This window comes from Methylobacterium sp. ap11 (assembly GCF_900110515.1).
Classification (GTDB): domain Bacteria; phylum Pseudomonadota; class Alphaproteobacteria; order Rhizobiales; family Beijerinckiaceae; genus Methylobacterium; species Methylobacterium ajmalii.
This window is the reverse complement of sequence record NZ_FOEB01000013.1, coordinates 35,514-60,852: the sequence shown is the minus strand read 5'-3', so window position 1 is coordinate 60,852 and position 25,339 is coordinate 35,514. Positions and strand designations below refer to the sequence as shown.

Annotated in this window: 25 protein-coding genes and 1 riboswitch; of the genes, 14 read left to right on the top strand and 11 right to left on the bottom strand. The window is 72.1% G+C overall.

Annotated features, from left to right (window positions below; genetic code table 11):
- Positions 1–190: 190 nt before the first annotated feature.
- From BMX97_RS19185 to BMX97_RS19150, 8 genes are all read left to right on the top strand, one after another.
- On the top strand, positions 191–487 hold the full coding sequence (locus tag BMX97_RS19185; RefSeq protein WP_091752926.1) for an accessory factor UbiK family protein: 297 nt from the start codon (positions 191–193) through the stop codon (positions 485–487).
- Between the two features lie 303 nt (positions 488–790).
- On the top strand, positions 791–1,294 hold the full coding sequence (locus BMX97_RS19180) for a type III secretion system chaperone family protein (protein ID WP_091752925.1): 504 nt from the start codon (positions 791–793) through the stop codon (positions 1,292–1,294).
- Complete coding sequence (gene proC / locus BMX97_RS19175) at positions 1,291–2,121, top strand: pyrroline-5-carboxylate reductase (protein ID WP_280142807.1); 831 nt, start codon at positions 1,291–1,293, stop codon at positions 2,119–2,121. The genes BMX97_RS19180 and proC overlap by 4 nt, the downstream gene beginning before the upstream one ends.
- Before the next feature lie 147 nt (positions 2,122–2,268).
- Entirely contained in the window at positions 2,269–3,036 is a 768-nt protein-coding gene (locus BMX97_RS19170) for a TetR/AcrR family transcriptional regulator (RefSeq protein ID WP_244538518.1), read from the top strand.
- A gap of 138 nt (positions 3,037–3,174) precedes the next feature.
- Positions 3,175–3,753, top strand: a complete 579-nt coding sequence (locus BMX97_RS19165) for a cytochrome b (RefSeq protein WP_091752924.1) — start codon at positions 3,175–3,177, stop codon at positions 3,751–3,753.
- 27 nt (positions 3,754–3,780) lie between these two features.
- Positions 3,781–4,125 (top strand): DUF3088 domain-containing protein, encoded by a 345-nt coding sequence (locus BMX97_RS19160; protein WP_091752923.1) that lies wholly within the window; start codon positions 3,781–3,783, stop codon positions 4,123–4,125.
- A gap of 276 nt (positions 4,126–4,401) precedes the next feature.
- Entirely contained in the window at positions 4,402–5,919 is a 1,518-nt protein-coding gene (locus BMX97_RS19155) for a PAS domain S-box protein (protein ID WP_091752922.1), read from the top strand.
- A gap of 32 nt (positions 5,920–5,951) precedes the next feature.
- Positions 5,952–6,473 (top strand): GNAT family N-acetyltransferase, encoded by a 522-nt coding sequence (locus BMX97_RS19150; RefSeq protein ID WP_091752921.1) that lies wholly within the window; start codon positions 5,952–5,954, stop codon positions 6,471–6,473.
- Here BMX97_RS19150 and BMX97_RS19145 read toward each other — a convergent pair.
- A complete protein-coding gene (locus BMX97_RS19145) occupies positions 6,466–7,377 on the bottom strand; it encodes a LysR substrate-binding domain-containing protein (protein WP_091752920.1) in 912 nt (303 codons plus the stop codon). The two genes, BMX97_RS19150 and BMX97_RS19145, sit on opposite strands and share 8 nt — an antisense overlap.
- Before the next feature lie 130 nt (positions 7,378–7,507).
- Here BMX97_RS19145 and glyA point away from each other — a divergent pair, with 130 nt between their 5' ends.
- A complete protein-coding gene (glyA, locus tag BMX97_RS19140; protein WP_091752919.1) occupies positions 7,508–8,770 on the top strand; it encodes a serine hydroxymethyltransferase in 1,263 nt (420 codons plus the stop codon).
- Positions 8,771–8,881: 111 nt separating this feature from the next.
- Positions 8,882–9,838, top strand: coding sequence for a prolyl aminopeptidase (pip, locus tag BMX97_RS19135; RefSeq protein ID WP_091752918.1), 957 nt, complete (start codon positions 8,882–8,884; stop codon positions 9,836–9,838).
- A gap of 82 nt (positions 9,839–9,920) precedes the next feature.
- Here pip and BMX97_RS19130 read toward each other — a convergent pair whose 3' ends face one another.
- The 4 genes from BMX97_RS19130 to BMX97_RS19115 form a co-directional block, all read right to left on the bottom strand.
- Positions 9,921–10,976, bottom strand: a complete 1,056-nt coding sequence (locus tag BMX97_RS19130) for a 5-oxoprolinase subunit C family protein (RefSeq protein WP_091752917.1) — start codon at positions 10,974–10,976, stop codon at positions 9,921–9,923.
- Positions 10,973–11,695, bottom strand: a complete 723-nt coding sequence (locus tag BMX97_RS19125; protein WP_091752916.1) for a 5-oxoprolinase subunit B family protein — start codon at positions 11,693–11,695, stop codon at positions 10,973–10,975. Before BMX97_RS19125 ends, BMX97_RS19130 begins: the two co-directional genes overlap by 4 nt.
- Positions 11,696–11,700: 5 nt before the next feature.
- Positions 11,701–12,462 (bottom strand): LamB/YcsF family protein, encoded by a 762-nt coding sequence (locus tag BMX97_RS19120; protein ID WP_091752915.1) that lies wholly within the window; start codon positions 12,460–12,462, stop codon positions 11,701–11,703.
- 114 nt (positions 12,463–12,576) lie between these two features.
- Entirely contained in the window at positions 12,577–12,786 is a 210-nt protein-coding gene (locus tag BMX97_RS19115; protein ID WP_091752914.1) for a hypothetical protein, read from the bottom strand.
- Between the two features lie 323 nt (positions 12,787–13,109).
- On the opposite strand from BMX97_RS19115, the gene BMX97_RS19110 reads away from it, so the two are divergent.
- The gene (locus BMX97_RS19110; RefSeq protein WP_143074654.1) at positions 13,110–13,676 is read left to right on the top strand and encodes a hypothetical protein; all 567 of its coding nucleotides are present in this window, start codon (positions 13,110–13,112) and stop codon (positions 13,674–13,676) included.
- A 106-nt stretch (positions 13,677–13,782) separates the two neighbouring features.
- Here the strand turns inward: BMX97_RS19110 and BMX97_RS19105 are convergent, their stop codons facing one another.
- The 6 genes from BMX97_RS19105 to BMX97_RS19080 all read right to left on the bottom strand — a co-directional run bounded on the left by BMX97_RS19105 (position 13,783) and on the right by BMX97_RS19080 (position 18,006).
- Positions 13,783–14,547 carry a sulfite exporter TauE/SafE family protein gene (locus BMX97_RS19105; protein WP_244538517.1) on the bottom strand — a complete coding sequence of 255 codons (765 nt, stop codon included), beginning with the start codon at positions 14,545–14,547 and terminating at the stop codon, positions 13,783–13,785.
- A gap of 11 nt (positions 14,548–14,558) precedes the next feature.
- Positions 14,559–14,765, bottom strand: coding sequence for a hypothetical protein (locus BMX97_RS19100; RefSeq protein ID WP_091752912.1), 207 nt, complete (start codon positions 14,763–14,765; stop codon positions 14,559–14,561).
- Between the two features lie 182 nt (positions 14,766–14,947).
- Positions 14,948–15,352, bottom strand: a complete 405-nt coding sequence (locus BMX97_RS19095) for an ACT domain-containing protein (protein ID WP_091752911.1) — start codon at positions 15,350–15,352, stop codon at positions 14,948–14,950.
- Positions 15,349–15,786 (bottom strand): acyl-CoA thioesterase, encoded by a 438-nt coding sequence (locus BMX97_RS19090; RefSeq protein ID WP_091752910.1) that lies wholly within the window; start codon positions 15,784–15,786, stop codon positions 15,349–15,351. Before BMX97_RS19090 ends, BMX97_RS19095 begins: the two co-directional genes overlap by 4 nt.
- 68 nt (positions 15,787–15,854) lie before the next feature.
- A complete protein-coding gene (locus tag BMX97_RS19085) occupies positions 15,855–16,682 on the bottom strand; it encodes an aldo/keto reductase (protein WP_091752909.1) in 828 nt (275 codons plus the stop codon).
- Positions 16,683–16,791: 109 nt separating this feature from the next.
- Positions 16,792–18,006: an ABC transporter substrate-binding protein gene (locus BMX97_RS19080; RefSeq protein ID WP_091752908.1), complete on the bottom strand. Its 1,215-nt coding sequence runs from the start codon at positions 18,004–18,006 to the stop codon at positions 16,792–16,794.
- 218 nt (positions 18,007–18,224) lie between these two features.
- A riboswitch (cobalamin riboswitch) is annotated at positions 18,225–18,426 on the top strand.
- A gap of 264 nt (positions 18,427–18,690) precedes the next feature.
- On the opposite strand from BMX97_RS19080, the gene BMX97_RS19075 reads away from it, so the two are divergent.
- The 3 genes from BMX97_RS19075 to BMX97_RS19065 all read left to right on the top strand — a co-directional run bounded on the left by BMX97_RS19075 (position 18,691) and on the right by BMX97_RS19065 (position 25,203).
- Positions 18,691–20,826 carry a TonB-dependent receptor gene (locus tag BMX97_RS19075; RefSeq protein WP_091752907.1) on the top strand — a complete coding sequence of 712 codons (2,136 nt, stop codon included), beginning with the start codon at positions 18,691–18,693 and terminating at the stop codon, positions 20,824–20,826.
- An 11-nt stretch (positions 20,827–20,837) separates the two neighbouring features.
- Positions 20,838–22,265 (top strand): PepSY domain-containing protein, encoded by a 1,428-nt coding sequence (locus BMX97_RS19070; RefSeq protein ID WP_244538516.1) that lies wholly within the window; start codon positions 20,838–20,840, stop codon positions 22,263–22,265.
- A 649-nt stretch (positions 22,266–22,914) separates the two neighbouring features.
- Entirely contained in the window at positions 22,915–25,203 is a 2,289-nt protein-coding gene (locus BMX97_RS19065) for a putative bifunctional diguanylate cyclase/phosphodiesterase (protein WP_091752905.1), read from the top strand.
- Positions 25,204–25,339: the final 136 nt, after the last annotated feature.

The window sequence follows — 25,339 nt, the reverse complement described above, 5'->3', positions numbered from 1 at the left end:
GGCCGCCCCCGGCGATACCGTCGCGAGACACCGGCTCCGGGATGCCCGGCACGGCGCCGCTTCCGTCATGGTGCCGCATTCCCGGGCGAGGACGAAGCCCGCACGCGCATTTCTCGTCCGGCCGGGGCCCCTTTTGCCGGGAAATGCACTAGTGCTGGGCGCCGGACCCGCCCTCACAGGATCTTTTCCCATGCAGCAGAATCGCCTGTTCGACGACTTCGCCCGCCTGATGACCGACGCGGCCGGTGCCGCCCAGGGCGTGCGCCGCGAGGCCGAGACCGTGGTCAAGGCGCAGATCGAGCGGATGCTGCGGGACATGGACGTCGCCACCCGCGAGGAGGTCGAGGTTCTGCGCGATCTCGTCGCGTCGTTGCGCGCCCAGAACGAGGCGCTCACCGCCCGCGTCGCGGCGCTGGAGGCCAAGCCGGCCGATAACAAGCCCACCGCCCGTGCCAAGGCTGCCGGGCCTGGCGCCGCGACCGCCTGAGGCCGCTGCCACGGAACCGTGCGACAGGCGCCGGAGGCCCGGCGCTTGTGCACAGGAAGCTTCGGTGGATAGCCGGCGGCCTGCCGCCGGCCCCGCGGGTTTCCGCTTTGAGTCCCTCGACTCGCCCGGGCTATAGTGGGTCACGCACTGATTCGCCGTCGCCCAGGGGGAGACAAGTCGGAACTTAAGCTTATCGCCGGCACGTCCTGACCGTGCCCGGGTCGCGATCTGCCTTGACGACGACACCCGCCGCGTCCGCTGACGTAGCTGTATCCCGCTCGGACGAGCCAAACTTGGATCGCCATGACCCAGCTCACCATCGACGACCTGACCCGCGCCGAGCACCCGCTCGATGTCGTCGAGCGCCTCGCCTCCCTCCGGGACTGGATCTTCGATCGCGCTGAGACCGACGAGATGTCGGTGGCGGTGGCCGGACGATGGGCCGAGTACCACGTCGCCTTCACCTGGATCGAGGACGTCGAGGCGCTGCACGTCGCCTCCGCCTTCGACCTCAAGGTGCCGGACCGGCGCCGCAACGAGGTGCTGCGCCTCGTCTCGCTCGTCAACGAGCAGCTCTGGGTCGGTCATTTCGACCTCTGGAACAGCGAGCACGTGGTGATGTTCCGCCACTCGCTGGTGCTCACCGGCGGCGCCGAGCCGACGAACGGCCAGTGCGAAGCGATGCTGAAGACCGCGGTCGAGGCCTGCGAGCGCTACTTCCAGGCGTTCCAGTTCGTGATCTGGGCCGGCAAGACCGCCCGCGAGGCGCTGGACGCGGTGCTGTTCGAGACCGAGGGCGAGGCGTGAGCGAGGCCGGCTCCCGGGCGGCGCTGCCGGCCTCGCTCGTCCTCGTCGGCGCCGGCAAGATGGGCGGCGCCCTGCTCGAGGGCTGGCTCGCCGACGGGCTGCCCGGCGCGCATGCCGCCGTGATCGACCCCAATCCCGCCCCCGCCATGGTGGCGTTGTGCGAGCGCCACGGCGTCGCGCTCAACCCGGCCGAGCCCGGCGAGCCCGAGGCCCTGGTGCTGGCGGTCAAGCCGCAGGGGCTCGACGCCGCGGCCGCCGCGGTGGCGGCGCTGGCCGGACCCGGCACCCTGGTGGTCTCGGTGCTGGCCGGCAAGACGATCGCGAACCTCAAGGACCGCCTGCCGCGGGCCCGCGCGGTGGTGCGGGCGATGCCGAACCTGCCCGCGAGCATCCGCCGCGGCGCGACCGGCGCCGCCGCCTCGCCGGAGACGAGCGAGGCCCAGCGCCGCACCGCCCACGCGCTCCTGTCCGGCGTCGGCCTCGTCGAGTGGCTCGACAGCGAGGACCTGATCGACGCCGTGACGGCGGTCTCGGGCTCGGGGCCGGCCTACGTGTTTCTCCTCGCAGAGGCGCTGGCGGCGGCGGGCGTCGCCGCCGGGCTGCCGGCGGAGGTGGCGGACCGCCTCGCCCGCCAGACCGTGGCCGGAGCGGGGGAGCTCCTCGGGCAGAGCGCCGAGGAGCCGGGAACGCTGCGCCAGAACGTGACCTCGCCGGGCGGCACCACGGCGGCGGCCCTCGGGGTGCTGATGGCCGGGGACGGCCTCGCGCCGCTGATGCGCGACGCCGTGGCGGCGGCCAAAGCCCGGGCCGAGGAACTGGCGGGCTGACACGCCCACCGCAACCGCGCCCTGCCGCGTCGCCGCGGGCCCCTGCCCGTCGAGCGGTGCGGTCCCTAGATAGGGGGTGACGGCGGCGGGCCCGGCCCCGACGGCTGGTGCGCGCGCCCGTCAGCCTACGGTATCGGAGCGCCCCCAATGGCCCGCAACCCCAAGACGACCGGCGAGCACGACGGCGCCGGCGACACGCCGCACGCCACCCGCCTGCCGCCGCGGGAGGCGATCGTCGAGGTGCTGATGCGCCTCGCCGCCGAGCAGCCCTGGAACGACATCGAGATCGGCGACATCGCTCGCGAGGCCGGGGTGAGCCTGGCCGAGTTCCGCGAATGCTACCCCTCTAAGGGCGCGGTGCTCGGGGGCTTTGCCCGGATGATCGACAAGCAGGTGCTCGACGGCGCCAGCGACGACCTCGACGACGAGCCGACCCGCGAGCGGCTGTTCGACGTGCTGATGCGCCGCCTCGACGCGATGGACCCCTACAAGCCGGCGCTCCGCCGCATCGTCTTCGCGCTGCGCGGCGATCCGCTGTCGCTCGCCGCCCTCAACCAGGTGGCGCTGAACTCGCAGCGCTTCATGCTGGCCTCGGCCGGGATCAGCACCGAGGGCCCGCTCGGCCGCGTCAAGCTCCAGGGCGTCGTCATCGCCTTCGCCCGGGTGACCGAGGTGTGGCTCGAGGACGAGGACCCGGCGCTCGCCCGCACCATGGCGGCGCTCGACCGCGAGATCCGCAACGGCGAGCGCTTCATGGAGCGGGCCGAGGACGTGCGCCGCCTGACGGCGCCGCTCCGGGCGCTGGCCCAGTCCTTCGCCGAGGGCGGCCGCCGCCGTCGCCGGCGCGGCCGGGACGACGACCGCAACGAGGACGAGGGCAACCCCCTCGGCGGCGACCCGGCGGCGGCGATCTGACGCCGGACGCCCGGAGGCGCCGCGCCTCTCGCCTGGGGACTTTCGAGACATTCCAGGGTGACCGTGGGTCGCCAGCGGTCTAGCCTGACGGGACGACCGCCGCAGGCCCGCGGCGGCGATCCCCGAGGACCCGTTCGGATGCTCGACCCGTTCCCCCGCGCGCCGGCGACGATCGCTCGTGTCGAGCAGCCGCGCTACACCCCCGTCGCGCAGGCCCTGCACTGGCTCACCGCCGCCCTCGTGCTGGCGGTGCTGCCGTTGGCCTGGGTGGCGACGAGCCTGCCGGCGAGCCCGTCGAAGGGGTTCTTCTTCCAGCTGCACAAGTCGGTCGGCATCACGATCTTCGCCATCGTCGCCCTGCGCATCCTGTGGCGGGCCTGGCACCCGGCCCCGCGGGAGGCCTTCGTGCCGCCGGGCCTGGCCCTGCTCGGCCGGGTCAACCACTGGTTGCTCTACGCCGTGTTCCTGCTGATGCCGGCGAGCGGCTTCGTTCTGTCGGCGGCCGCCGGCAACACCACGCAGTACTTCTTCCTGTTCCCGATCCCGCCCTTCATCGAGAAGAACAAGGCGGTGGCCGACCTCGCCGACCAGATCCACCTCGCCGGCCAGTACGCCGTCTACGCCCTGGTGTCGCTGCACCTGCTCGCCACCGCCTGGCACCTGATCGTGCGCCGCGACGCCCTCCTCGACCGGATGCTGCCGCGCCAGGACGTCTGAGCCTCGGCCCCTCGAGGATCGACCCGGATGCGCGACCACCTCTACCTGCTCGCCCCCGATTTCACCGACCCGGCCCTGCCGGGCCGGCGCTTCTACTGCTGGCACTGCGCGCTGATCGAAGGGGTGCTGGCGGGCTTTCCCGACCTGGCGCGGCGCCTCGACGTGACGCGACTGCCCTGGCCGCGGCCGCGGGAGGCCCTCGTCGCGCAGCTCGGCGAAGCGCACCAAGGGCTGCCCGTGCTGGTGCTCGCCCCCGACGCCCCGGATGCCCTCGCCACCGGCCGCCGGGGAGCGTTGCGCTTCGTCGACGACAAGGATGCGATCCTGCACGCTCTCCACGCGCGGCACGGGTTTCCGGAGGCGCATCCGTAGGTGCCGCGGCCGTCCGGGCGCGGTGGACTTGCGCGGTGGACTTGCGCGGTGGACTTGCGGGGTGGATCAGGAACGCGCCACGACCGCCCCGACGACTTGACCGAAGGACACCGGCGATGGCCCGTGCCCCACGAAATTCCATCGCGCACGATTGAACCAATGGCTCCAGATGCGCGTTTTTGCAGCGGTCCGGAGCGTTGCGTCGAACCGGACGGCTGCTCATGAGATGATGGCAGGCGTGCACCTTCCGATGGACGCACAAGGGGCGATGGACGCGTGACCGACCGCCGCGAAGAGAACCGCATCGCCGCCGAGCTGACACGGGTCGGCGCGAGCTCCGATCCGTTCGCCGCGGCCGTGCGGGCGACGCGGATGCCGATGCTGGTCACCGATCCGCACCAGGCCGACAACCCGATCGTCTTCGTCAACGACGCCTTCTCGAAGCTCACCGGCTACGCCCGCGACGAGATCATGGGCCGCAACTGCCGCTTCCTGCAGGGGCCCGAGACCAACCGCGACGACGTCGCCCGGGTGCGCGACGCGATCGAGCGCCGGGTCTCGATCGAGGTCGACCTCCAGAACTACAAGAAGTCGGGCGAAACGTTCTGGAACCGCCTACTCGTCTCGCCGGTCTTCGACGACGAGGGCCAGCTGACCTACTTCTTCGCCTCGCAGTTCGACGTGACGCTGGAGCGCGAGCGGCTGGTGCGCCTGCAGCGCGACCGCGATGCCCTGGAGCAGCAGATCGAGCGGCGCTCGCAGGCCCTGCGACGCAGCGAGGAGCGGCTGCGCTTCATCCTCAAGGCGTCGCGGCTGGGCTCCTGGACCCTCGACCTCGACGGCATGCGGCTCGTGGCCTCCGACCGGTTCAAGATCGACGTCGGCCGCGAGCCGGGCGACCCGTTCACCTTCGAGGACCTGATCGCCGCGATCCTGCCGGAGGACCGCGACCGGATGCAGGCGGCGATCCGCGAGTCGATCGAGAACCGGAGCGACCACGATATCGAGTACCGGGTCCGCACGCCGGACGGCGAGGTGCGCTGGCTCGAGATCCGCGGCCAGCCCTTCTACGACGCCGACGGCGAGCCGCTCAGCATGGCGGGCGTGACCCTCGACGTGACCGAGCGCAAGCGCGGCGAGGAGCACCGGGCGCTGCTGGCCGAGGAGCTGAACCACCGGGTGAAGAACTCCCTGGCGACGATCCAGTCGATCGCCAACCAGACCCTGACCCACGCCACCTCCCTGCCCGAGGCGCGGCTCGCTTTCAACGCGCGCCTGCAATCGCTCTCGGCCGCCCACGACGTGCTCACCCGCGAGAGCTGGGAGGGCGCGACGCTGGCCGAGATCGTCGAGGAGTCCCTGCGCCCGTTCCGTACCGGCCAGGGCACCCGGTTCAAGACCGGCGGTCCGCCCGTCCGCCTGCCGCCGCGGCTGGCCCTGGCCTTCGTGATGGCCCTGCACGAATTGGCGACGAACGCCGTGAAGTACGGCGCGCTCTCGAACGCGCAGGGCCGGGTGATCCTCAACTGGGACATCGTCGACGGCTCGGACCCGGGCCGGCTGTGGTTGCGCTGGGAGGAGATCGGCGGCCCGCCGGTCGTCGAGCCGGCCCGCCGCGGCTTCGGCTCGCGAATGATCGAGCGGGTGCTCGCCTCCGAGCTCGGCGGCACGGCCGAGGTCGAGTACCGCCCGCGCGGCGTGGTGGCGACCGTCGAGGCGCCGCTGCCGACGGTGGGGAAAGCACACGACCGGACCGACCGCGACCTGAGCCGGACCGCCTGCCCCCCGTCCTGACGGGCGAGGCCGCGATGGTCTAGAAGCGGGGCATGACGAACGGCACGCTGACCCTCGCCCCCGCGCATCCCGACGATCTTCCGGCCTTCAAGCGGGAATTGCAGGAGGCCTTCGCGATCGCCGTGGTGGCGGAGTTCGGGGCGCTGCCGGACGGCCCGATTCCCTCCGACGACGACCTCGACGCCACGCTCGCGCATACGGGCGCCGTCGTCCTGCGGATCCGGCACGAGGGTCGGGTGGTCGGCGGCGCCGTGGTGACGATCGATCGCGAGACGCACCGCAACGCGCTCGACCTGTTCTTCATCTCGCCCGGCGCGCATGGACGCGGCCTGGGGCGCCGCGCCTGGTTCGCGATCGAGCGGCACTTTCCGCAGACGCGGGTTTGGGAGACGCACACGCCGTATTTCGAGAAGCGCAACATCCACTTCTATGTCAACGTCTGCGGCTTCCGGATCGTCGAGTTCTTCGGCGCGCATCACCCGGACCCGCATGGGCCCGGGCAGAGCGACCTGCCCGGCGACGGCGAGGCGTTCCGGTTCGAGAAGGTCATGTGACCGGCGGGGCGTCGCGCCGGCCGGATCCGTCCGCCCCGCACAGCCAGCCGATCACCGGGGCGAGCCGCGCCCCCTCCCCGCCCGCCGGCACGACCAGCCGCAGCGGCGGCCCCGCCACCGCCCGGTCGCCGAACGGTGCGACGAGGCGCCCGTCGGCCAGCGCGCCGGCAACGAGCACGCTGTGGCCGATGAGGACGCCGCTGCCGGCGAGCGCCGCGTCGAGGGCGAGGCTGTAGAGCGAGAACGCCGCCTCCCGGGCCGGCCGCAGCGCCCCGGGCCCGTGCGCGGCGAGCCAGCGCGGCCAGTCCCCGCGCCAGACCGAATCGTGCAGCAGCGTCGCCCCGGCGAGGTCGTCCGGGTGATGCAGGCCCGCCGCCAGGGCCGGGGTGCAGACCGGATACAGGTCGTCGCGGGCGAGCACCACGGAAGCGCAGCCGGCGGGCGCCGCCTCGGCGACGTAGAGCCCGAGATCGACGAGGTCGCGGGCGTAGTCCGGCTGCTCGTCCCGGGTGAGGATCGTCACGTCGAGGTCGAAGGCGGCCTGGAGCGCCGGGAGCCGGGGCGCGAGCCAGAGCTGGGCGATGCAGGGCAAAGCCGCGAGCGTCAGGCTGCGCGGCCGGCCGATCGTTCGCATCCCCCGCACCGCTCCGTTGAGCGCATCGAAGGCCGCGCTCAAGGCAGGCAGGGCCGCCCGCCCCTCCGGGGTGAGGACGAGGCCGTTCGGCAGGCGGTGGAAGAGCGGCCGGCCGAGCCAGGCCTCGAGCCCCTTCACCTGGGTGCCGATCGCCGCCGGGGTGACGTGGAGTTCCCGCGCCGCGCCGACATAGCCGCCGTGCCGCGCCGCGGCCTCGAAGGCCCGCAGGGCGTTGAGGGAGGGGGATGAGGGCCGGCCGCCCTGGTCCATCGCGAAGCCTTCGGCAGGGTGATCCCGAGGCCAAGGAAAGCTTGGCCTCAGCCCAAGCTTATCCCGTTTGCGGGCCGGCCCGGCAAGCCCGACAGTCGGGACCAGACGGATACCGAGCGAGCCCCCGACCATGCGCCTCCTCCACGACGGCTATTTCGACCGGGGCCTCGACGCCGACCCCGCACTCGCCGCCTCGATCCGGGGAGAGCTCGCCCGGCAGCGGGACGGGATCGAGCTGATCGCCTCGGAAAACATCGTCTCGCGGCTGGTGCTGGAGGCGCAGGGCTCGGTCCTCACCAACAAGACCGTCGAGGGGCTGGCCTACGCCCGCTACTACGGCGGCGCCGAGCATGCCGACGCCATCGAGGCCCTGGCGGTGGAGCGGGCGACGCGGCTCTTCGGCTGCCGTTTCGCCAACGTGCAGCCGCATTCGGGCTCGAACGCCAATGCGGGCGTCTTCCTCGGGCTCTTGAAGCTCGGCGACACCATCCTGTCGATGGGCGTCGAGGCCGGCGGCCATATCAGCCACGGCCACCCGGCGACCCTGACGGGGCGCGACTACACCATCGTCCGCTACGGCGTGGCGCGCGACAGCGAGCGGGTGGAACTGGAGGCGGTCGCGGCGCTCGCCCGCGCGCACAATCCGAAGATGATCGTGGCCGGCGGCTCGGCCTATGCGCGGGCGCTGGACTTCGCGGGCTTGCGGGCCATCGCCGACGAGGTCGGAGCGCTCTTGATGGTCGACATGGCGCATTTCGCCGGTCTCGTCGCCACCGGGCTCTACCCGCACCCGTTCCCGCACGCCCACATCGTGACCTCGACCACCTACAAGTCCCTGCGCGGGGCCCGGGGCGGGCTGGTCTTGTGGAACGATGCCGCGCTGTCGGACCGGATCAACTACGGGGTCTTCCCGGGCGTGCAGGGCTCGGTGATGATGCACGCCGTCGCCGCCAAGGCCGCCTGCTTCGGCGAGGCGCTGCGGCCCGAGTTCCGGGCCTACAACCAGGCGGTCCTCGACAATGCCCGGGCGCTCGCCGAGAGCGTCGCGGCATCCGGGATGCGCCTCGTCGCCGGCGGCACCGATTGCGGTCTGATGCTGGTCGACCTCTCGCCCCAGGGCGTGACCGGGGACGTCGCCGCCAAGGCGCTCGAGGCCGCGGGGCTCGCGGTCAACAAGAACCAGATCCCGTTCGACACCCGCCCGCCCGAGGCGCCCTCGGGCCTGCGCCTGTCCTCGAATGCCGGCACGGCGCGGGGCTTCGGCACCGACGAGTTCCGGCAGGTCGGCCGCTGGATCGCCCGGGTGGTGGCAGCGCCGCACGACGCGGCCGGGCTTGCGGCGATCCGGGAGGAGGTCCTGGCGCTGTGCCGGAGGTTTCCGATCTACGGCTAGTGTCAAACCCTGTCATCTTGGCCGCCCGGAAGGCTGTCGATGAATATTTCCAGACCACTTGCTTATTGCTTGCACCAGACGGAACGATAATCCAGGAGGATAAAACCGACAATGTCGGCTGATTTAGCTCGAACCATATATCCTCCGATCGAACCCTACGAGTCGGGCGCGCTCGATGTAGGAGACGGGCACATGGTCTATTATGAACGTGTCGGGACTCGAGGAGGCAAGCCAGCCGTGTTCCTGCACGGAGGACCGGGTGGCGGGATCAATCCCATCTACCGGCGCCTCTTCGATCCAAGTCGGTACGATGTGCTTCTGTTCGATCAGCGGGGATGCGGTCGTTCGACCCCTTATGCCAGCTTGGACGCCAACACGACCTGGCATCTCGTGGCGGACATGGAACGGCTGCGCCAGCACATGGGTGTGGAACGATGGCTGGTGCTTGGCGGCTCGTGGGGTTCGACGCTCGCCATGGCCTACGCGCAGACTCATCCGAAACGGGTTAGCGAACTGATCCTGCGCGGCGTCTATACGCTGACGCGAGCCGAACTAGACTGGTACTATCAGTTCGGCGTGTCGGAGATATTCCCCGAGAAGTGGGAGCGCTTCATCGCTCCGGTCGCCATGTCGGATCGCGACGACATGATCTCGGCCTACAGGAAGCTGCTGACCTCCAACGACCCGGACGTTCAGATCGAAGCCGCGAAGGCTTGGACCATCTGGGAAGGCGAGACCATCACGCTCCTGCCCAACCCGGACTTCTCGGCAGCTTACGCCGATGGACACTTCGCCCTCGCCTTTGCTCGGCTGGAGAACCATTACTTCGTCCACAACTGCTGGATGGAGAACGGGCAGCTCCTGCGTGATGCGGGACGGATGAAGGGCATACCGGGCGCGATCGTCCACGGTCGATACGACATGCCGTGCCCAGTCAAGAACGCCTACCTCTTGCACAAGGCTTGGCCGGATGCTTCATTCCATATCGTCGAGGGTGCTGGCCACGCTACCACTGAGCCTGGCATCCTCGACCAACTCATCCGTGCAACGGATCGGTTCGCGGTCTGAGCTTGCGCTGAAGCTGCGAACATCCGGTTTCGGGGCGTGCACATTCCGTCCTACTGGTCGATTTTGGGGCGGAAGCGGTTAGTTATACGGTCAAGCTGATAAGATTTTGTTCCCAAGGAATAACGTCCCCATCCACCACGCCGCCGATCAGGTTGCGCCCGAGCAGGAACTCGGCGCTGAAATCGGTGCGGATCAAGGGCTCCATCGCCACCGGCCCGGCGAGCGCCTGCGCCTCGGCGCGGCGCGCCGCCACCGCCTCGGCGCGGTCGACGGCGCGGAAGCGGATCCGCGTGCCGCCCTGGGCTTGCGCGAGCCGCCCGAGATCGGGTCCGATCACGGTCGCGATCTTGGGATAGCCGCCGGTGGACTGGCGATCGGCCATCAGGACGATCGGCCAGCCCTCCCCCGGCACCTGGATCGCCCCCATGGCGATGCCGTCCGAGACGATGTTGTAGCCCTTGGCGTGGGTGAGCGGCGTCCCGTCGAGGAAGCAGGCCATCCGGTCGCCCTTGGTGGTCACCGTCCAGGGCCCGGCCAGGAAGGCGGCGATCTGGTCGTCCGAGAAGAAATCGTCCTGGGGGCCGAGCACCACCCGGATCTCCTCCGGCGGCCGGTCGAGCCAGGGGGCCGTGAGGGCGTGGGGATCGGTCGGGCCGGGGCGGGCGTCGCGCACCGCCAGCCGGTCGCCGGCCCGCAGGGCCCGGCCGTCGAGCCCGCCGAAGCCGGAGCGGGTATGGGTGGCGGTGGAGCCGAGGGTGGGAGGAAGGTCGAACCGGCCCGCCGCCGCGAGATACGCCCACGCCCCGACCCGGCCCGCCCGCACGACGAGGCTCTGGCCGGGGTGGAGCGTCAGCGCGCAGGCCGGCGGCAGGGGTGCGCCGTCGAGGGCGAGCCGGAAGGCGCCGCCCGCGACCGCGATCCCGAGCGGTCCGCCCTCCGCCGTCACCTCGACGCCGCCGAGGGAGACTTCGAGCGCGGTGGCCCCGAGCGGGTTGCCGAGCGCCCGGTTGGCGGTGGCGTGGGCGAGCGGATCCATCGGCCCGGCGGCGGTGATGCCGTAGCGCAGGTAGCCGTGGCGGCCGCCATCCTGAAGCGTCACCCCGGGACCGGCCGACAGGATGCTGAGACGCGAAGTCATGCGGCCTCCCGGCGCCGGGCGACGATCTCGCCCGCGGCGGCGCGGTTTTCGAGATCCGCGAAGGTGGCGGCGTCGATCGCCTCGAACCGGAGCGTGTCGCCGACCGCGACCGGGAACGGCTCGGGCCGCTGCGGCGCGTAGAGCCGCTCGGGCGTGCGCCCGATCACGTACCACCCGGTCGGCATCGGGAAGGTGCCGACAGCCGCGAGCCCGCCGCCGATCAGCAGGGCATTGGCCGGGTGCGGCGGGCGCGGTGTGGCGCGGCGGGAGACCGCCAGTTCCTGCGGCAGCCCGCCGAGATAGGCGAAGCCCGGGGCGAAGCCGTACATGTAGACCCGGTACGCGGCGCCCGCGTGAAGCGCGGCGACGCGCTCGACCGTGAGCCCGGTCGCCTGGGCGATCGCGCCGATATCCTCGGCGCAGGCCGGGTCGTAGCAGCACGGCAGGGTCCAGTGGGCGGCGCCGGGCCGGGCCGAGGCGGGCCCGGCCGCCAGTGCCGTCACCCGGGCGGCGAGGTCGTCGCGGTCGAGGATCACGGGATCGTAGTGGATCATCAGCGAGCGGTAGGTCGGCACCGTCTCGGTGAGACCGTCTGGCGGCGCGGCGCGGAGCGCGTCGTCGAGGGCGAGCACCCGGTCGTGGATCGCCGGGTCGACGGTGGTGCCGAACTCCGCCACCAGGGCGGCCTCGCCGGCATCCAGGAGGCGGGGGCTCTCCATCGGGATCAGGCCCGGAACGGGGCGAGGCGCACGCCGGCGCCTTCGAGCCGGGCGCGCACGGCACGGGCGGTGGCGACCGCATGGGCGGAATCGCCGTGGACGCAGACCGAGCGGATCGGCGTCGGCAGGCGCCGGCCGCTCGCCGCGATGATCGCTCCCTCCTGCACCATCGCGAGCACGCGGTCGGCGGCCTCGCGCTCGTCGGTGATCATCGCGCCGGGCTGGCTGCGGGGGATCAGGAGCCCGGCCTCGGTGTAGCCGCGATCGGCGAAGATCTCCTGATGCACGTCGAGGCCCTGCGCCTCCCCGGCCGCGACCTGGGCCGTCAGCGCGATGGCGAGCAGCGACAACGACGGGTCGACGGCCCTGACCGCCTTGGCGATGGCATCCGCCACCGGGCGCTCGACCGCCGCGAGATTGGCGAGCGCGCCATGCGCCTTGACGTAGGTGAGGCGGTGGCCGGCATAGGCCGCGAGCCCGGCCGCGGCGCCGACCTGGTAGGCGACCAGCCGCTCGACCTCGCCGGGGGTGAAGGGCAGCACCCGGCGGCCGAAGCCCCATAGGTCCGGGTAGCCCGGATGGGCGCCGACCGCGACGCCGCGCTCGCGGGCGATGGCGAAGGTGCGGGCCATGATCTCGGGATCGCCCGCATGCAGGCCGCAGGCGACGTTGGCCGAGGTCACGACATCGAGCATCGCCGCGTCGTCGCCGCAGCGGTAATCGCCGAAACCCTCGCCGAGGTCCGAGTTGAGGTCGATGGACAGCATGGCGGGCCTCCGGGCGGACGGTTGCGGCCCTCTGTTCCTGGCACCGCGTCCACGTCCCTGCAACCCGCGGGCCGCGCCGGCCCGGGTTGTTTCCGCCGCCGTTCCGGGGCCCCGTCAGAGCGTGAGGGCGCTCACCGACAGCTCCAGCGCGTTGCGGGCGAGCCAGAGCACGCCCCAGCCGATCAGCCCGAACCAGACCAGGACCAGCGGCACGCCGACCATCAGCGTCAGCATCACGGCGGCGCGGCGCAGCCTGGCCTCGAATGACGCGCCGCGGGCCGCCGGCTGTCCCGCAACGGAGGCATTCGTCTCGAACTGGATCATCGGTGTCGGTCCCGGTGAGGTCATGAGCTCGGGGTGGCAAGCGGTGGGCCCGATCGAATCATCGCCTGCCACTCAATCGCGCGCGATATAGCGCCTGCGGTGCGGCCTGGAAGAGTGTGGTTAACAAATTCCCAAGGACCCAATGCCGCATCCCGGATTGCGGAGAAACAGTTTTCTGCGCCCGGACCGCAGTATTCGTTAGTCCCTGGCAATGGACGGCCCCGGCTCGGCCCGCTACCTTTCCCGGACACGGCCGGGACGCGAACGACCGGGCTCGGCCGCGGAGCCCGGCGGGCCTCGCCCGCCGACCCGGAGGTGCGATCATGCGTGACGGGATGCGCCGCCTCGGCCTCGCCCTGGTGCTCGGCCTCCTGTGCGGGATGCCGGTGCTGGCCCAGGGTCCGGATCGGGATCGATCCGGCTCCCGTCCGTGGAGCGACCCGCCGGTCAAGCCCGTCGAAGCGCCGGCTCTCCCGCAGGCGGCGGGACCCGCCGCGCCGGCGACGGCCGGAAGCCCGCACCTCGCGGCCAAACCCCGGACCGTCGCGAAGCCCCGTGCCGCCGTGGCGCGTCCCGCCGGGCGGGAGCGCCTGGCCGCGCAGCGGCGCGCCGGCCCGCCGCGGATCGCCGCGCGGGCAACGCGCGGGGCCACGGCATCGCCGGCCCGGCGCGTCGCCGGGGCACCGCCCCGAACCGCCGCGCCCCGGCCGGTGCGGTATGCCCCGCCGCCGGATCTCCAGGGCCCCACCGATCTCTGGATCGATGCCCGCGCCGACCGGATTCGCAATGCTCGGGACGGCGGCTACCTGGTGATGCGCCGCACAACGATCGAGGACGCGGCCGGCCGGCGGATGCAGATCCTGCGTCCCCTCGACGACGAGGACGATTAGACCATCCTCCGGCGAGGCGGGTTCCGGCTCGTCGATGGAACATGCCGTAGGATCAGGGACGTGGAGCAGCACCCGGTTGCGACGCCATCGGGCGCCGCCGGTCGCGTCACAGCCACGGCCGCAGGGCGAGATGAGTGCCGAGGAGCAGCAGGCCGATGAGGAAGGCGCGCCGGAAGGTCGGGGCCGAGACCCGGCCGCGCAGCCACTGCCCGGCCGCCATGCCGAGGAGCGCCGGCGCCAGGGTGACGAGGGACGCCGCCCCGGCGGAGAGCGGCAGCGCGCCCTCCCGGGCGAGGCCGGCGGCGAGCGCCACGGTCGAGACCGTGAAGGAGAGGCCGAGCGCCTGGATCAGCCCGTCCCGGTCGAGGTTCAGCGCCTGGAGGTAGGGCACGGCCGGGATCACGAAGACCCCGGTCGCCCCGGTGACGAGGCCGGTGGCGAGCCCGACGAGGGGCGACAGCCAGGGCTCGGCCCGGGCGGGCACCCGCAGCGACAGGCCGGCGAGCCCGGTGAGCGCGTAGGCGACGAGGGCGATTCCGAGCGCGCTCGCCGGCCCCGGACCGCGTGCCCCGGCGATCAGCCCGGCGCTCGCCACGGTGCCGACGGCGATGGCCGCCATCATCGGCCAGAGCCGGCGCGCCAGGCCCCCGAAGCGCGGGCCGGCGAGAAGCTGCCAGAGATTGGTGACGAAGGACGGCACGATCAGCAGCGCCGCGGCCTGGGCCGGGCTCATCACGGTGGCGAGCAGCCCCACCGCCACCGTCGGCAGGCCGAGACCGATCACGCCCTTGACGAAGCCGGCGACGAGGAAGGTGGCGAGGATCACCACCCAGCCGAGCGGGCCGGCGGTACCGGCGAGGAGGTCGGTCACGGCGGGTCCGGTCAATCGCGGCCGGCCAGGTCCTGGAGCATCGATTCCTGGCTCGGCAGCGGCGAAACGACGATCTCCGGCGCCCCGACCCGCGGCAGGACCGAGGCGTCGACCGGATGCCCTTCGAGGAGGAGGCCGGCGGCGAGGATCGCGAGGGCGAGGGCGACGAGCCCGAGCGGGCCGGGGCCACCTGAGCTGAGCGGGATGCGCGGCGGCATGGATGAACGTCCTCCGGTTGCGACGCCCGCGAGCTTGGGCGGCGCCGAAGGGGGTAACAAGCCGTAAGGGACGAATGTTGCCTTCGTGCGGGCCACAGGCCCGTGCGGGCCAGAGGCCCGGGGCGGCTACAGGCCCGGGGCGGCTCGCAGTCCGAGGGGACCGCCGGAGCACGCCGGTCGCATCAGGGCCGGGACGGCCCGGCGAGGTCGCGCAGCAGCGCCATCGTCTCGTCCACCCGCGCGACCGGGACGAAGAGGTGGTCGTGGTGGAAGGCCGAGACCGCGTTGACGGCGATGCCGGCCTCCGCGAGGCGCTCCGTCACGGCGGCGAGGAAGCCGACCGCCGACAGGGAGGAATGCACCGCGAGCGTGATCCAGCCGCACGGGAAGGCGCCGGCGAGCCCGGCCCGCGCGGCCTCGTCCCCGGTCAGGATCAGGGTCGTCCCCTCGGCCTCGCGAAAGCGCATCACCGGGTCGAGCCCCGCCGGCACCCGTCCGTCCGGCAGTGTGACGAAGACGTAGCTGCCCGGCCGCCGCTCCGGCCGCATCCCGGCGAGGAGCCGCGCGAGGTCGGTCTCGCCGCTCATGCGGTGAGCGATTCCAGCACCCGGCGCAGCTCCGCCGGCAGGGGCACCGGGCGCTGCGTCGCCCGGTCGACGTAGACGTGGACGAAGTGCCCCTGGGCAGAGGCCGCCTCCTCGTCCTCGCGGAACAGCCCGACCTCGTAGCGCACGCTCGACGTGCCGAGATGCGCGACCCGGATTCCCGCCGTCACCCGGTCGGGAAACGCCATCGAGCGGAAGTAGCGGCAACCGGTCTCGACCACGAGGCCGATCACCGCGCTCTTCGCGATGTCGAGAGCGCCGTCGGCGATCAGCACGCTGTTCACCGCCGTATCGAAGAACGCGTAATAGACCACGTTGTTGACGTGGCCGTAGACGTCGTTGTCGGCCCAGCGGGTGGTGATCGGCACGAAGCGCCGGTACGCGGCGCGGGTCTCGGGGGGCGTACGGCCGCTCAAAGGGCTGTCTCTCGATGATGATCGGGGGTCGAGCCTAGGCCGGCCCGGCGCCGCCGATCAAGCCGGCCTCACGCCCCGAAGGTCTCCGGGTCCGGCCCCATCCGGCCCGCCGGGTCGTCGAGAGCCGTGATCCGCGCGAGGTCGTCGGCGTCGAGGGTGAATCCCGCGACATCGCGGTTCTCGCGGATGCGGGCAGGCGTCGCGGATTTCGGGATCGCGACGTTGCCGATGTCGAGCTGCCAGCGCAGCACGACCTGGGCCGGGGTGCGGCCGTGCTTCTCGGCGATCGCCCGGATCGCCGGATCGTCGAGTACCCCGCCGCGGCCGAGCGGCGCCCAGGCTTCGGTGACGATGCCGGCCTCGGCATGGAAGGCCCGCAGGGCGGCCTGCTGGAAGCGCGGATGCAGCTCGACCTGGTTGATCGCCGGCGTCGAGCCGGTGGCGTCGATGACGCGCGTCAGGTGCTCGATCGTGAAGTTCGAGACGCCGATCGAGCGGGCACGGCCGTCCTCGCGCAGGCGCATCAGGGCGCGCCAGGTGTCGAGATAGGCGCCGCGCTGCGGCACCGGCCAGTGGACGAGGTAGAGGTCGACGTGGTCGAGGCCGAGGCGGGCGAGCGAGTCCTCGCAGGCCCGCAGGGTCTCGTCGTAGCCGTGGCGGTCGTTCCAGACCTTGGTGGCGACGAAGACCTCCTCGCGCGCCAGGCCCGAGGCCGCGATGGCGCGGCCGACCCCGGCCTCGTTGCCGTAGACCGCCGCGGTGTCGATCGAGCGATAGCCGGCCTCGAGCGCCGCCCCGACGATCGCCGGGGCCTCCTCGTTCTCGAGCCGCCACACCCCGAAGCCGAGCTGGGGGATGCGCTTCCCGTCGTTCAGGGTCAGGACGGCGTCGGACATGGGACACTCTCGGCAGGGCCTGACAGGGGCTCGCGCCCCTGCAGGGGTGCGAGCCCCTGATCTGGGTCGGGCCCCGCCGAAGTCGAGGCGGCGGTCGGGCGCGTCCCGCCTACTTCACCAGCGGGCAGCCGCCCTCGGCCATCGGCCGGAACGCCTGGTCGCCCGGCACGGTGTCGAGGAGCTTGTAGTAGTCGTACGGGCCCTTGCTCTCGGCCGGGCTCTTCACCTCGTACAGGAACACGTCGTGCACGGCGCGGCCGTCCTGGCGCACGGTCACGGTGCCGAAGAGCGGATCGTTGATCGGCTTCTCGCGCATCGCCGCCACGACCTTCTCGCCCTCGATCGTGCCGGCGTCGCGCACCGCCCGCAGGTAGGCCAGGGTCGAGGAATAGACGCCGGCGTGATTCTCGGTCGGCATCCGGCCGTTCATCCGCTCGGCGAAGCGCTTGGCGAAGGCGCGGGTACCGTCGGTGCGGTCCCAGTAGAAGGCGCTGGCGAGCTGGAGCCCCTGCGCCGCCTTGAGGCCCAGCGCATGGGTATCGGAGAGCTGCACGAACAGGGCGGCGAGCCGCATCTGGGGCATCAACCCGAACTCCGCCGCCTGCTTCACGGCGTTGATCATGTCGGCGCCGGTATCGGCGAGCGCCAGCACCTGCGCGCCCGAGCCCTGGGCCGAGAGCAGCGGCGAGGCGAAGTCGCCGGCATTGAGCGGGTGCTTGGTCGATCCCTTCACGGTGCCGCCGACGGCCTTCAGCGCCACGGTGGCGTCGCGCTCCAGCGCGTGGCCGAGCGCGTAGTCGACGGTGACGAAGTACCACGACTTGCCGCCGCGGCCGGCGACGGCGCGCGCGGTGGCCGAACCCTGCGCCCAGGTGTCGGACACCCACTGCACGGTCGTCGGCGCGCAGGCCTTGCCGGTGAGGTCGGAAGTGAGCGCGCTCGAGGCCAAAGCCACCCGGTGGCGCTCGCGCATCAGGTTCGCGACCGCCAGCGCGACCGCCGAGTTCGGCAGGTCGACGATGGTCGAGACGCCCTCCTGGTCGAGCCAGCGGCGGGCGGTGGCGAGCCCGATATCGGGCTTGTTCTGGTGGTCGGCCGAGACGACCTCGACCTTCAGCTCGCCGGCCTCCTTGGCGAAATCCTCCACCGCGAGCTGCGCGGCCGTGACCGAGCCGGTGCCGGCCTGGTCGGCGAAGGGCCCGCTCATGTCGCTGAGCACGCCGACCTTGATCGGCGCCTTGGAATCCTGCGCCAGCGCGGAGGTGCCGAGCGCGAGCGACAGGGCGAGGCCGGCGAGACCGGCGGCCCGAGAGCGGAACGACATCGGGGGATCCTCCCAGGGAGCTTTTGTCAGATCTTGTTCGCGGCCCGATCGAGCCGTTCGGGCCTCTGTATGTCAGGGGTGCGGGGCGGCGTCGATGCGGGATCGCGCGGCGTGGTTGAGAAAGCCGGGGGTTGCATCGGCGGTGTCCGTCGCGCCGTCCGTTATCGCCTTCCGCGTCGCTCGCGCGTCGACGACGGTTGCTCCTTCGTTGCCGAATGGCTAAGCTTTACGCCGACGGTTCCCTCCGGGGATCAAAAGGGAACGCGGTGAGGGTTCGCCCGAAGCCGCGGCTGCCCCCGCAACTGTAAGCGGCGAGCCTTCCATCACTCATGTCACTGGGGACCCGACACGGTTCCTGGGAAGACGATGGCAGGCGACGACCCGTGAGCCAGGAGACCTGCCGTCAGCCGTGGTCACACGCGAGCACGTCGGGCGGGGTGTCCTGATGGGTGTCGGGACGGGGGCGAAAGGTCCCCGTTGCGCCGTCGTTCGCGGTGACGTGCCACAGCCGCGTCCCGTCCCGCCATGTCCCCCGCCGTCCTCCCCCGATCCGCTGATGCGGCGCGCCCTCTGCGCGCCGTCCCGTCACGGCGACGGACCGGATGGCGAGAATGTAACTTTATAACGTTACATTTTTGGATGAGTCCATTACGGACGGTGCGCACGCCTCCTCCGGAAACCCGCATGTCTCCCCGTCGCGCCCGCCGCCTCGCTCCCGTCGCCGTCCTCGCCGCCCCGCTCCTCGCCGCCGCGCCCGCGGGCGCCGAGGACCTGCCCCTCGATGCCATCGACGTGGCGGGCGGGCGGAACCGGGAGGTCGCCGCTCCCGGCCTCAACCTCGCGACGCCCGCGCGCTCCGGCAGCCGGCTGGGCCTCACCCCGCTCGAGACCCCGGCGAGCCTCGACGTCATTTCCGGCGAGACGATCCGGGCCCGGGGCCAGAACACCGTCGAGGAGGCGGTGACCCAGAACGCCGTCGGCATCACCAGCGTCGCCGCCCCGGGCAACGGCAACCTCTCCTTCGCCAGCCGCGGCTTCGTCGGGCCGAGCTCGGTGCAGCAGCTCTACGACGGCACGCGGCTCTATGTCGGGGTCGGCACCGTGACCTTCCCGTTCGACACCTGGTCGGCGGAGCGGATCGAGGTTCTGCGCGGGCCCGCCTCGGTGCTCTACGGCGAGGGCGCGATCGGCGGGATCATCAACGTGGTGCCGAAGAAGCCGGTCTTCACCGCCCTCGGCGAGGCGCGGGCGGCGATCGGTTCCGACGGCGTGGCGCGGCTCGCCCTCGACAGCGGCGGGCCGGTCGGCGAGGACCTGGCCTACCGGATCAACCTCAGCGGCAACCGGGCCGACGGCTGGGTCAAGCCCGACGGCGACTTCCGCAACCTCGCCCTCTCGGCGGCGATGACCTGGCAGGTCACGCCCGACCTGAGCGTCACGCTCTCGCACGACCTCGGCTACAACGAGCCGACCCGCTACTGGGGCTCGCCGCTCGTCGGCAACCGGGTGCCCGACCGCCTGCGCTTCATCAACTACAACATCCGGGATTCGCAGATCGCCTGGTTCGACAACTGGACGCAGCTGCGCACCGAGTGGAACCCGAGCGCCGACATCACGGTGCGCAACACCGCCTACCGGCTCTCGACCGAGCGGCACTGGCGCGACGTCGAGCAATACACCTACCAGCCGGCGACCGGCCTGATCGGCCGCAGCGACTACATCGAGATCCTCCACCACGAGGAGCAGATCGGCAACCGCCTCGACGCGACGCTCCGGAGCAGCCTGTTCGGCTTCAAGACCACGACGGTCGTCGGCTTCGACGTCAACTACATCGCCTTCCGGCGCGACAGCAACGCGCCGTTCGGCGGCGAGAGCACGGTCGATCCGTTCAACCCGGTCCCGGGCACCTTCATCAACGTCGCGGGCACCCGCACCGACATCGTGTCGCGGACCCGCCAGGCCTCGGTCTTCGCCGAGAACCGGCTCGAGCTGTCGCCCCAGCTCGCCCTGGTGACGGGGGTGCGCTACGACGCCCCGACGGTGGCGGTGAGCCGGCCGCTGGCCGGCAGCCGCTTCGAGAAGACGTTCGATTCGACGAGCTTCCGGGTCGGCGCCGTCTACACCCCGGTGCCGGACTTCGCGCTCTACGCCCAGTACGCCACCGCCGCCGATCCGCTCGGCAGCCTCATCACCACCAGCGTCCCGCAAGCGCAGTTCCAGCTCGCCACCGGCGAGCAGGTCGAGGCCGGCGCCAAGGGCCTGTTCGACGGCGGGCGCGGCGAGTGGACGGTGGCGGCCTACCACATCGCCAAGGACAACCTGCTCTCGCCGATCCCCGACCGGCCGACCGAGGTGGCGCAGGTCGGCAGCCAGTCTTCCCGCGGCGTCGAGGTGGCGCTGGCCTACCAGCTCTCGGACGCCTGGCGCATCGAGGCCAACACCGCCCTGCTCAGGGCGCGTTACGACAGCTTCTCGCAGAACACCGATGCGGGCCTGGTGTCGTTCGCCGGCAAGGTCCCGGTCGACGTGCCCCAGCGGGTCACCAACGTCTGGCTCAGCTACGCCTTCGCGCCGGGCTGGGTGGCGCGGCTCGGCGTCAACGATGTCGGGCCGGTGTTCAGCGACTTCGCCAACACGGTGAAGCGGCCGGCCTACACGCTGGTGAACGCGACGCTCGACTGGCAGGTCACCCCGACCTCGCGCCTGTCGCTGCGCGGCTACAACCTCACCGACCAGATCTACGCGGTCTCGGGCAACACCAATTCCTGGCTGCTCGGCCGGCCGCGCTCGGTCGAGCTCGCCTACCACGTCGTGTTCTGATGCGCGGCAGGGTGGCGAAGGCGGCCGTCAAGCGGCTGAAGCGGTGGCTGCATCTCGGCCATCGCTGGCTCGGCATCGCCACCGGGCTCCTGATCCTCCTCTGGTTCGGCTCCGGCCTGGTGATGCTGTGCGTCGGCTTCCCGGCCCTCACCGAGGGCGAGCGGCTGGGCGCCCTGCCGCCGCTCGACCTCGCCTCGGTGCGGGTCACCCCTCGGGCGGCCCTGGAGCGGGCGGGCCTCGCGCATTACCCGGCCCGGCTGACGCTGGCGATGCGGGGCGGCGCGCCGGCCTACTGGATCGCCGATACCGACGGGCGTCGGCAGGCCCTGTCGGCGGTGACCGGCGATCCGGTGCCCGAACTGACGGCGGCGGACGCGGCGGCGCTCGCCGCCATCCATCCGGCGGCGCGCGCCGTCGCCGATCTCGGCACCGTGACCCGCGACCAGTGGACGGTGACGGCGCGCTACGACCCCCTGCGGCCGTTCCGCGTGGTCGCCCTCGGCGATCCGGCCGGGACCGAACTCTACCTGTCGGCGGCGACGGGCGAGCTCGCCCTCGACACCACCCGGGCCGAGCGGGTGTGGAACTGGCCGGGTGCCGTCACGCACTGGATCTACCTGACGCCGCTGCGCGCGCGGGCGGGCCTGTGGCAGGACGTGGTGCTGTGGGTCTCCGGCATCGCGCTCGCGGCGGGCGTGAGCGGCTACGTGCTGGGCTTCGTGCGGCTGATGCGCGGCCGGCTGACCCCCTATCGCGGCTGGGCCGCCTGGCACCACCTCGCCGGGGTGGCGGGCGGCCTCGTCGTCGTCACCTTCCTCGTCAGCGGCTGGCTGTCGATGAACCCGCGCGGCTGGTTCGGGCCGCGCGGCCCCGACGCCGCCATGCGGGCGGCCTATGCCGGGCAGGCGGCGCCGGTCTTCCCGCTCGGCCTCGACGCCCTGGCGCGGGCTCCCGCCGGGACCGTCGCGCTCGATTTCGCCTGGATCGGCGGGCGCCCCGTCATCCTGGCCTCCGGCCCGGGGGGCACCACGCCGTGCTGCGGCACCGCGCTGACCTCGGAGGCGATCGTGGCCGCCGGCCGGGCGATGCTGCCGGCGGCCCGGCTGCGGGAGGTCACTCGCCTCGAGGCGCCGGACGCCTACTGGTACGACCGCCACGGCGCCCCGACCCTGCCGGTCCTGCGCCTCGCCTTCGACGACCCGGCCGGGACCTGGTTCCACCTCGACCCCGCCACCGGGGCGATCCTGGGGCGGACCGACCGCAGCGGCCGGGCGAACCGCTGGCTGTTCGACGCGCTCCACACCCTCGATGCCGGCCCCCTCGCCCGGAGCCCAGCCGTGCGCCTGGCGCTGATCGTCGCCCTCTCGGCGCTCGGCCTCGTCGTCGCGACGAGCGGCACGGTCCTCGGCTGGCGCCGGTTGCGCCGCCGCCGGGCCTGAGACCCGACCCGATCCCGCGGCCGGGGTTTGTCCGTCGTCGGTGCCGATCGGAAGCCGGCGACGGGATCGACCGCACCCGCAGCCGAATGTTCATTTGCCAGAACCGGCCGGAGACGCCCGGATGACCGAGGCAGGGACGATCGGCACTCGCCTCTTCATGCGAATACGCTGGACCCGCCGGCGGGACAGGCGATCAAGTCGAAGGGGAAAAACTCGTGTCGAACCGGCGGATCGCCGGGTGCAGACGCCGCGGCGAGGCCTCGCGCGCCGGGCGATCGACTGGGGCGAAACCGAACAGCCGAGACCAGAGCGACCGGATCCACCCTCTCGCGGCCTTGCAACGCCGACGAAGGCATGATGCTTTCCACTACCATCGGTTGCAACACCCCGCCTCGACTTGGCGAGGCGACGATGATCCGGCGACAGGACGCGCCGCGGGCGGTCGCCGCGCCGCCCTGGACCGGAATGGACGCGGCTATACGGGACGGAGACGCGGGATAATCCAGCCCGTTCGGCGCCGGGGCCCTCGCTCCGAAAAGCTATGCCTTTGTACGGACAGGCGAAAATGTCGGAATAGGACGATCGTATTCAGATCTCGATAACGTTCGCCGTGCATGCTCGGCCGGACGAATGCGCTGGACGAGCCGGGATGGCGGTGTACCTCAAGCAATTTCCCAGGTTCCTGGCGGAGCGCCGCGGCCCGGTGATCCTCGGCACGATCGTGGTCGTCCTGCTCTGGCTCGGCGTCGGGGCCAAGCACGTCAACGACCTGCGCGGCGCGCTGCAGGATTCCGAGCGCACCACCCACAACTTCGCGATGGTGTTCGAGGAGAACGTGCTGCGCTCGATCGGCGAGATCGACAAGGCGCTGCTCTACATGCGGCGCAGCATCGAGAGCCGCGCCGGCCGCGAGGATTTCGGCACGATCGTCAACACGACCGACCTCCTGAGCGAGATCATCGTGCAGGTGGCGATCATCGGTCGCGACGGGGTGATGCGGGCGACCAATGTCGGCCCGCAGCCGCCGCCGGCGACCGACCTCAGCGACCGCGACCATTTCCGCACCCACGTCGAGAGCCCCGACGACGCCCTCTACATCAGCCGCCCGGTGATCGGGCGGGCGAGCGGCCGGGTCTCGGTGCAGGTCAGCCGCCGCTTCCTGGGGCCGGACGGCCGGTTCGGCGGCGTCGTGGTGGCCTCGCTCAACCCCAGCCACCTGACCCAGTTCTACGACAAGATCGACCTCGGCAGCCCGGCCGCGATCTCGCTCATCGGCAGCGACGGCGTGGTGCGCTCGAGCGGCGGCGTCGGCGGCGGGTTCGGGGTCGGCGCCGACCTGTCGCGGACCGAGACCTTCCAGAAGATCCGTTCCGGCCGCTCGGGCACCTTCACCCTCGCGATGCCCGACGAGGGCCAGCACCGGATGGTGACGATCCGCAAGGTGCGCGACCAGCCCCTCTGGGTGAGCGTCAGCGTACCGGAGGTCGAGATCTACAAGGACGCGCAATCGGCCCTGCGGATCGACGCCATCGTGGCGGCGATCCTGACCCTGCTCGTCGGGATCGCGGTCGAGAAGCTCCTGCGCATCGAGGCCAAGCGCTCGGAGGCGGAGGCCCGGGTCGCGCGCCTCGCCTCGCTCGATCCCCTCACCGACCTGCCGAACCGCCGGGTGTTCCGCGCCTCCCTCGAAGCCGAGGCGGCCAGGGGCAATCTCCCCGATGCCGCGCCCTACGCGGTGATGTTCCTCGACCTCGACCGCTTCAAGCTCGTCAACGACACGCTCGGCCACAAGATCGGCGACGACCTGCTGCAGGCGGTGGGCGAGCGGCTCGCCGCCGCCCTGGCGCCGGGCCAGGTGCTGGCGCGGCTGGGCGGCGACGAGTTCGCCCTGCTGGTGCCGGGCCTCGGCGACCGGGCGGCCCTGGAGGCCCTGGCGGAGCGCATCGCCGAGGCGGTCCTGGCGCCCTTCGAGATCGGCAGCCACCAGATCCGCTCGAGCGTGAGCATCGGCATCGCGGTCGCGCCCGGGGACGGCGGGACCGCCGACGACCTCCTGATCGCCGCCGACCTCGCGCTCTACGCCGTGAAGGCGGGCAAACGCGGCACCTTCCTGTTCTACGACCGGCAGATGAGCGTGGGGCTCGAGGACCGGCGCCAGATCGAGGCCGACCTGCGCCGGGCGATCGAGCGGAACGAGCTGGAGTTGCACTACCAGCCCTCGGTGATCCTCAAGACCGGCGAGATCGCCGGGTTCGAGGCGCTGGCGCGCTGGCGCCACCCGGCGCGGGGCAACGTGCCGCCCGCGACCTTCATCTCGATCGCCGAGGAATGCGGCCTCATCCATGCCATCGGCGAGTGGTCGCTGACCGAGGCCTGCCGTCGCGCCGCGACCTGGCCCGACCGGCTCAAGATCGCCGTGAACCTGTCGCCGGTGCAGTTCGCCGGCCCCGACCTCGTCGGGATGGTGCGGGGCGTACTGGAGGCGACCGGCCTGCCGGCCCACCGCCTCGAGCTCGAGATCACCGAGCAGATGCTGCTCGACAGCGGCGAGGCGACGCTGGCGATCCTGCGCGACCTCAAGGCGCTCGGCCTCCACATCGCCATGGACGATTTCGGCACCGGCTACTCCTCGCTCAACTACCTGAGGAGCTTCCCCTTCGACCGCATCAAGGTCGACCGCAGCTTCGTCACCGGCCTCGGCTCCGGGGCCCAGAACGCGGCGATCATCCGGGCGGTCATCGACATCGCCCGGGCGCTCGGCATGCGCACCACCGCCGAGGGGGTCGAGACCGCCGACCAGCAGCACGTCCTGTCGCTCCTCGGCTGCGACGAGGTCCAGGGCTACCTGTTCAGCCGTCCGGTCCCGGCCGAGGAGGCGCAGGCCCTGATCACCCGTTGGCGCCCCGAGGAGCGGCGCGCGGCGACGCGGGCGGCGTGATCGGCCCCTGCCAGCTGGAAGGCGGACCCGTCACTTAGGGGTCGCCGAGTCCCCGTAGAAGCGTCCGTCCGGGCGGGCGGCGACAATCCTGCGCCGAACCGGCGGCCGGTCCGCCGCAGGATCGCCGTGGGGAACA

Coding starts and splice junctions, on each gene's coding strand:
- BMX97_RS19185 (WP_091752926.1), top strand. CDS start 191: ATGCAGCAGAATCGCCTGTTCGACGACTTCGCCCGCCTGATGACCGAC.
- BMX97_RS19180 (WP_091752925.1), top strand. CDS start 791: ATGACCCAGCTCACCATCGACGACCTGACCCGCGCCGAGCACCCGCTC.
- BMX97_RS19170 (WP_244538518.1), top strand. CDS start 2,269: ATGGCCCGCAACCCCAAGACGACCGGCGAGCACGACGGCGCCGGCGAC.
- BMX97_RS19165 (WP_091752924.1), top strand. CDS start 3,175: ATGCTCGACCCGTTCCCCCGCGCGCCGGCGACGATCGCTCGTGTCGAG.
- BMX97_RS19160 (WP_091752923.1), top strand. CDS start 3,781: ATGCGCGACCACCTCTACCTGCTCGCCCCCGATTTCACCGACCCGGCC.
- BMX97_RS19150 (WP_091752921.1), top strand. CDS start 5,952: ATGACGAACGGCACGCTGACCCTCGCCCCCGCGCATCCCGACGATCTT.
- BMX97_RS19145 (WP_091752920.1), bottom strand. CDS start 7,377: ATGGACCAGGGCGGCCGGCCCTCATCCCCCTCCCTCAACGCCCTGCGG.
- glyA (WP_091752919.1), top strand. CDS start 7,508: ATGCGCCTCCTCCACGACGGCTATTTCGACCGGGGCCTCGACGCCGAC.
- pip (WP_091752918.1), top strand. CDS start 8,882: ATGTCGGCTGATTTAGCTCGAACCATATATCCTCCGATCGAACCCTAC.
- BMX97_RS19130 (WP_091752917.1), bottom strand. CDS start 10,976: ATGACTTCGCGTCTCAGCATCCTGTCGGCCGGTCCCGGGGTGACGCTT.
- BMX97_RS19125 (WP_091752916.1), bottom strand. CDS start 11,695: ATGGAGAGCCCCCGCCTCCTGGATGCCGGCGAGGCCGCCCTGGTGGCG.
- BMX97_RS19120 (WP_091752915.1), bottom strand. CDS start 12,462: ATGCTGTCCATCGACCTCAACTCGGACCTCGGCGAGGGTTTCGGCGAT.
- BMX97_RS19115 (WP_091752914.1), bottom strand. CDS start 12,786: ATGATCCAGTTCGAGACGAATGCCTCCGTTGCGGGACAGCCGGCGGCC.
- BMX97_RS19110 (WP_143074654.1), top strand. CDS start 13,110: ATGCGTGACGGGATGCGCCGCCTCGGCCTCGCCCTGGTGCTCGGCCTC.
- BMX97_RS19100 (WP_091752912.1), bottom strand. CDS start 14,765: ATGCCGCCGCGCATCCCGCTCAGCTCAGGTGGCCCCGGCCCGCTCGGG.
- BMX97_RS19095 (WP_091752911.1), bottom strand. CDS start 15,352: ATGAGCGGCGAGACCGACCTCGCGCGGCTCCTCGCCGGGATGCGGCCG.
- BMX97_RS19085 (WP_091752909.1), bottom strand. CDS start 16,682: ATGTCCGACGCCGTCCTGACCCTGAACGACGGGAAGCGCATCCCCCAG.
- BMX97_RS19080 (WP_091752908.1), bottom strand. CDS start 18,006: ATGTCGTTCCGCTCTCGGGCCGCCGGTCTCGCCGGCCTCGCCCTGTCG.
- BMX97_RS19075 (WP_091752907.1), top strand. CDS start 18,691: ATGTCTCCCCGTCGCGCCCGCCGCCTCGCTCCCGTCGCCGTCCTCGCC.
- BMX97_RS19065 (WP_091752905.1), top strand. CDS start 22,915: ATGGCGGTGTACCTCAAGCAATTTCCCAGGTTCCTGGCGGAGCGCCGC.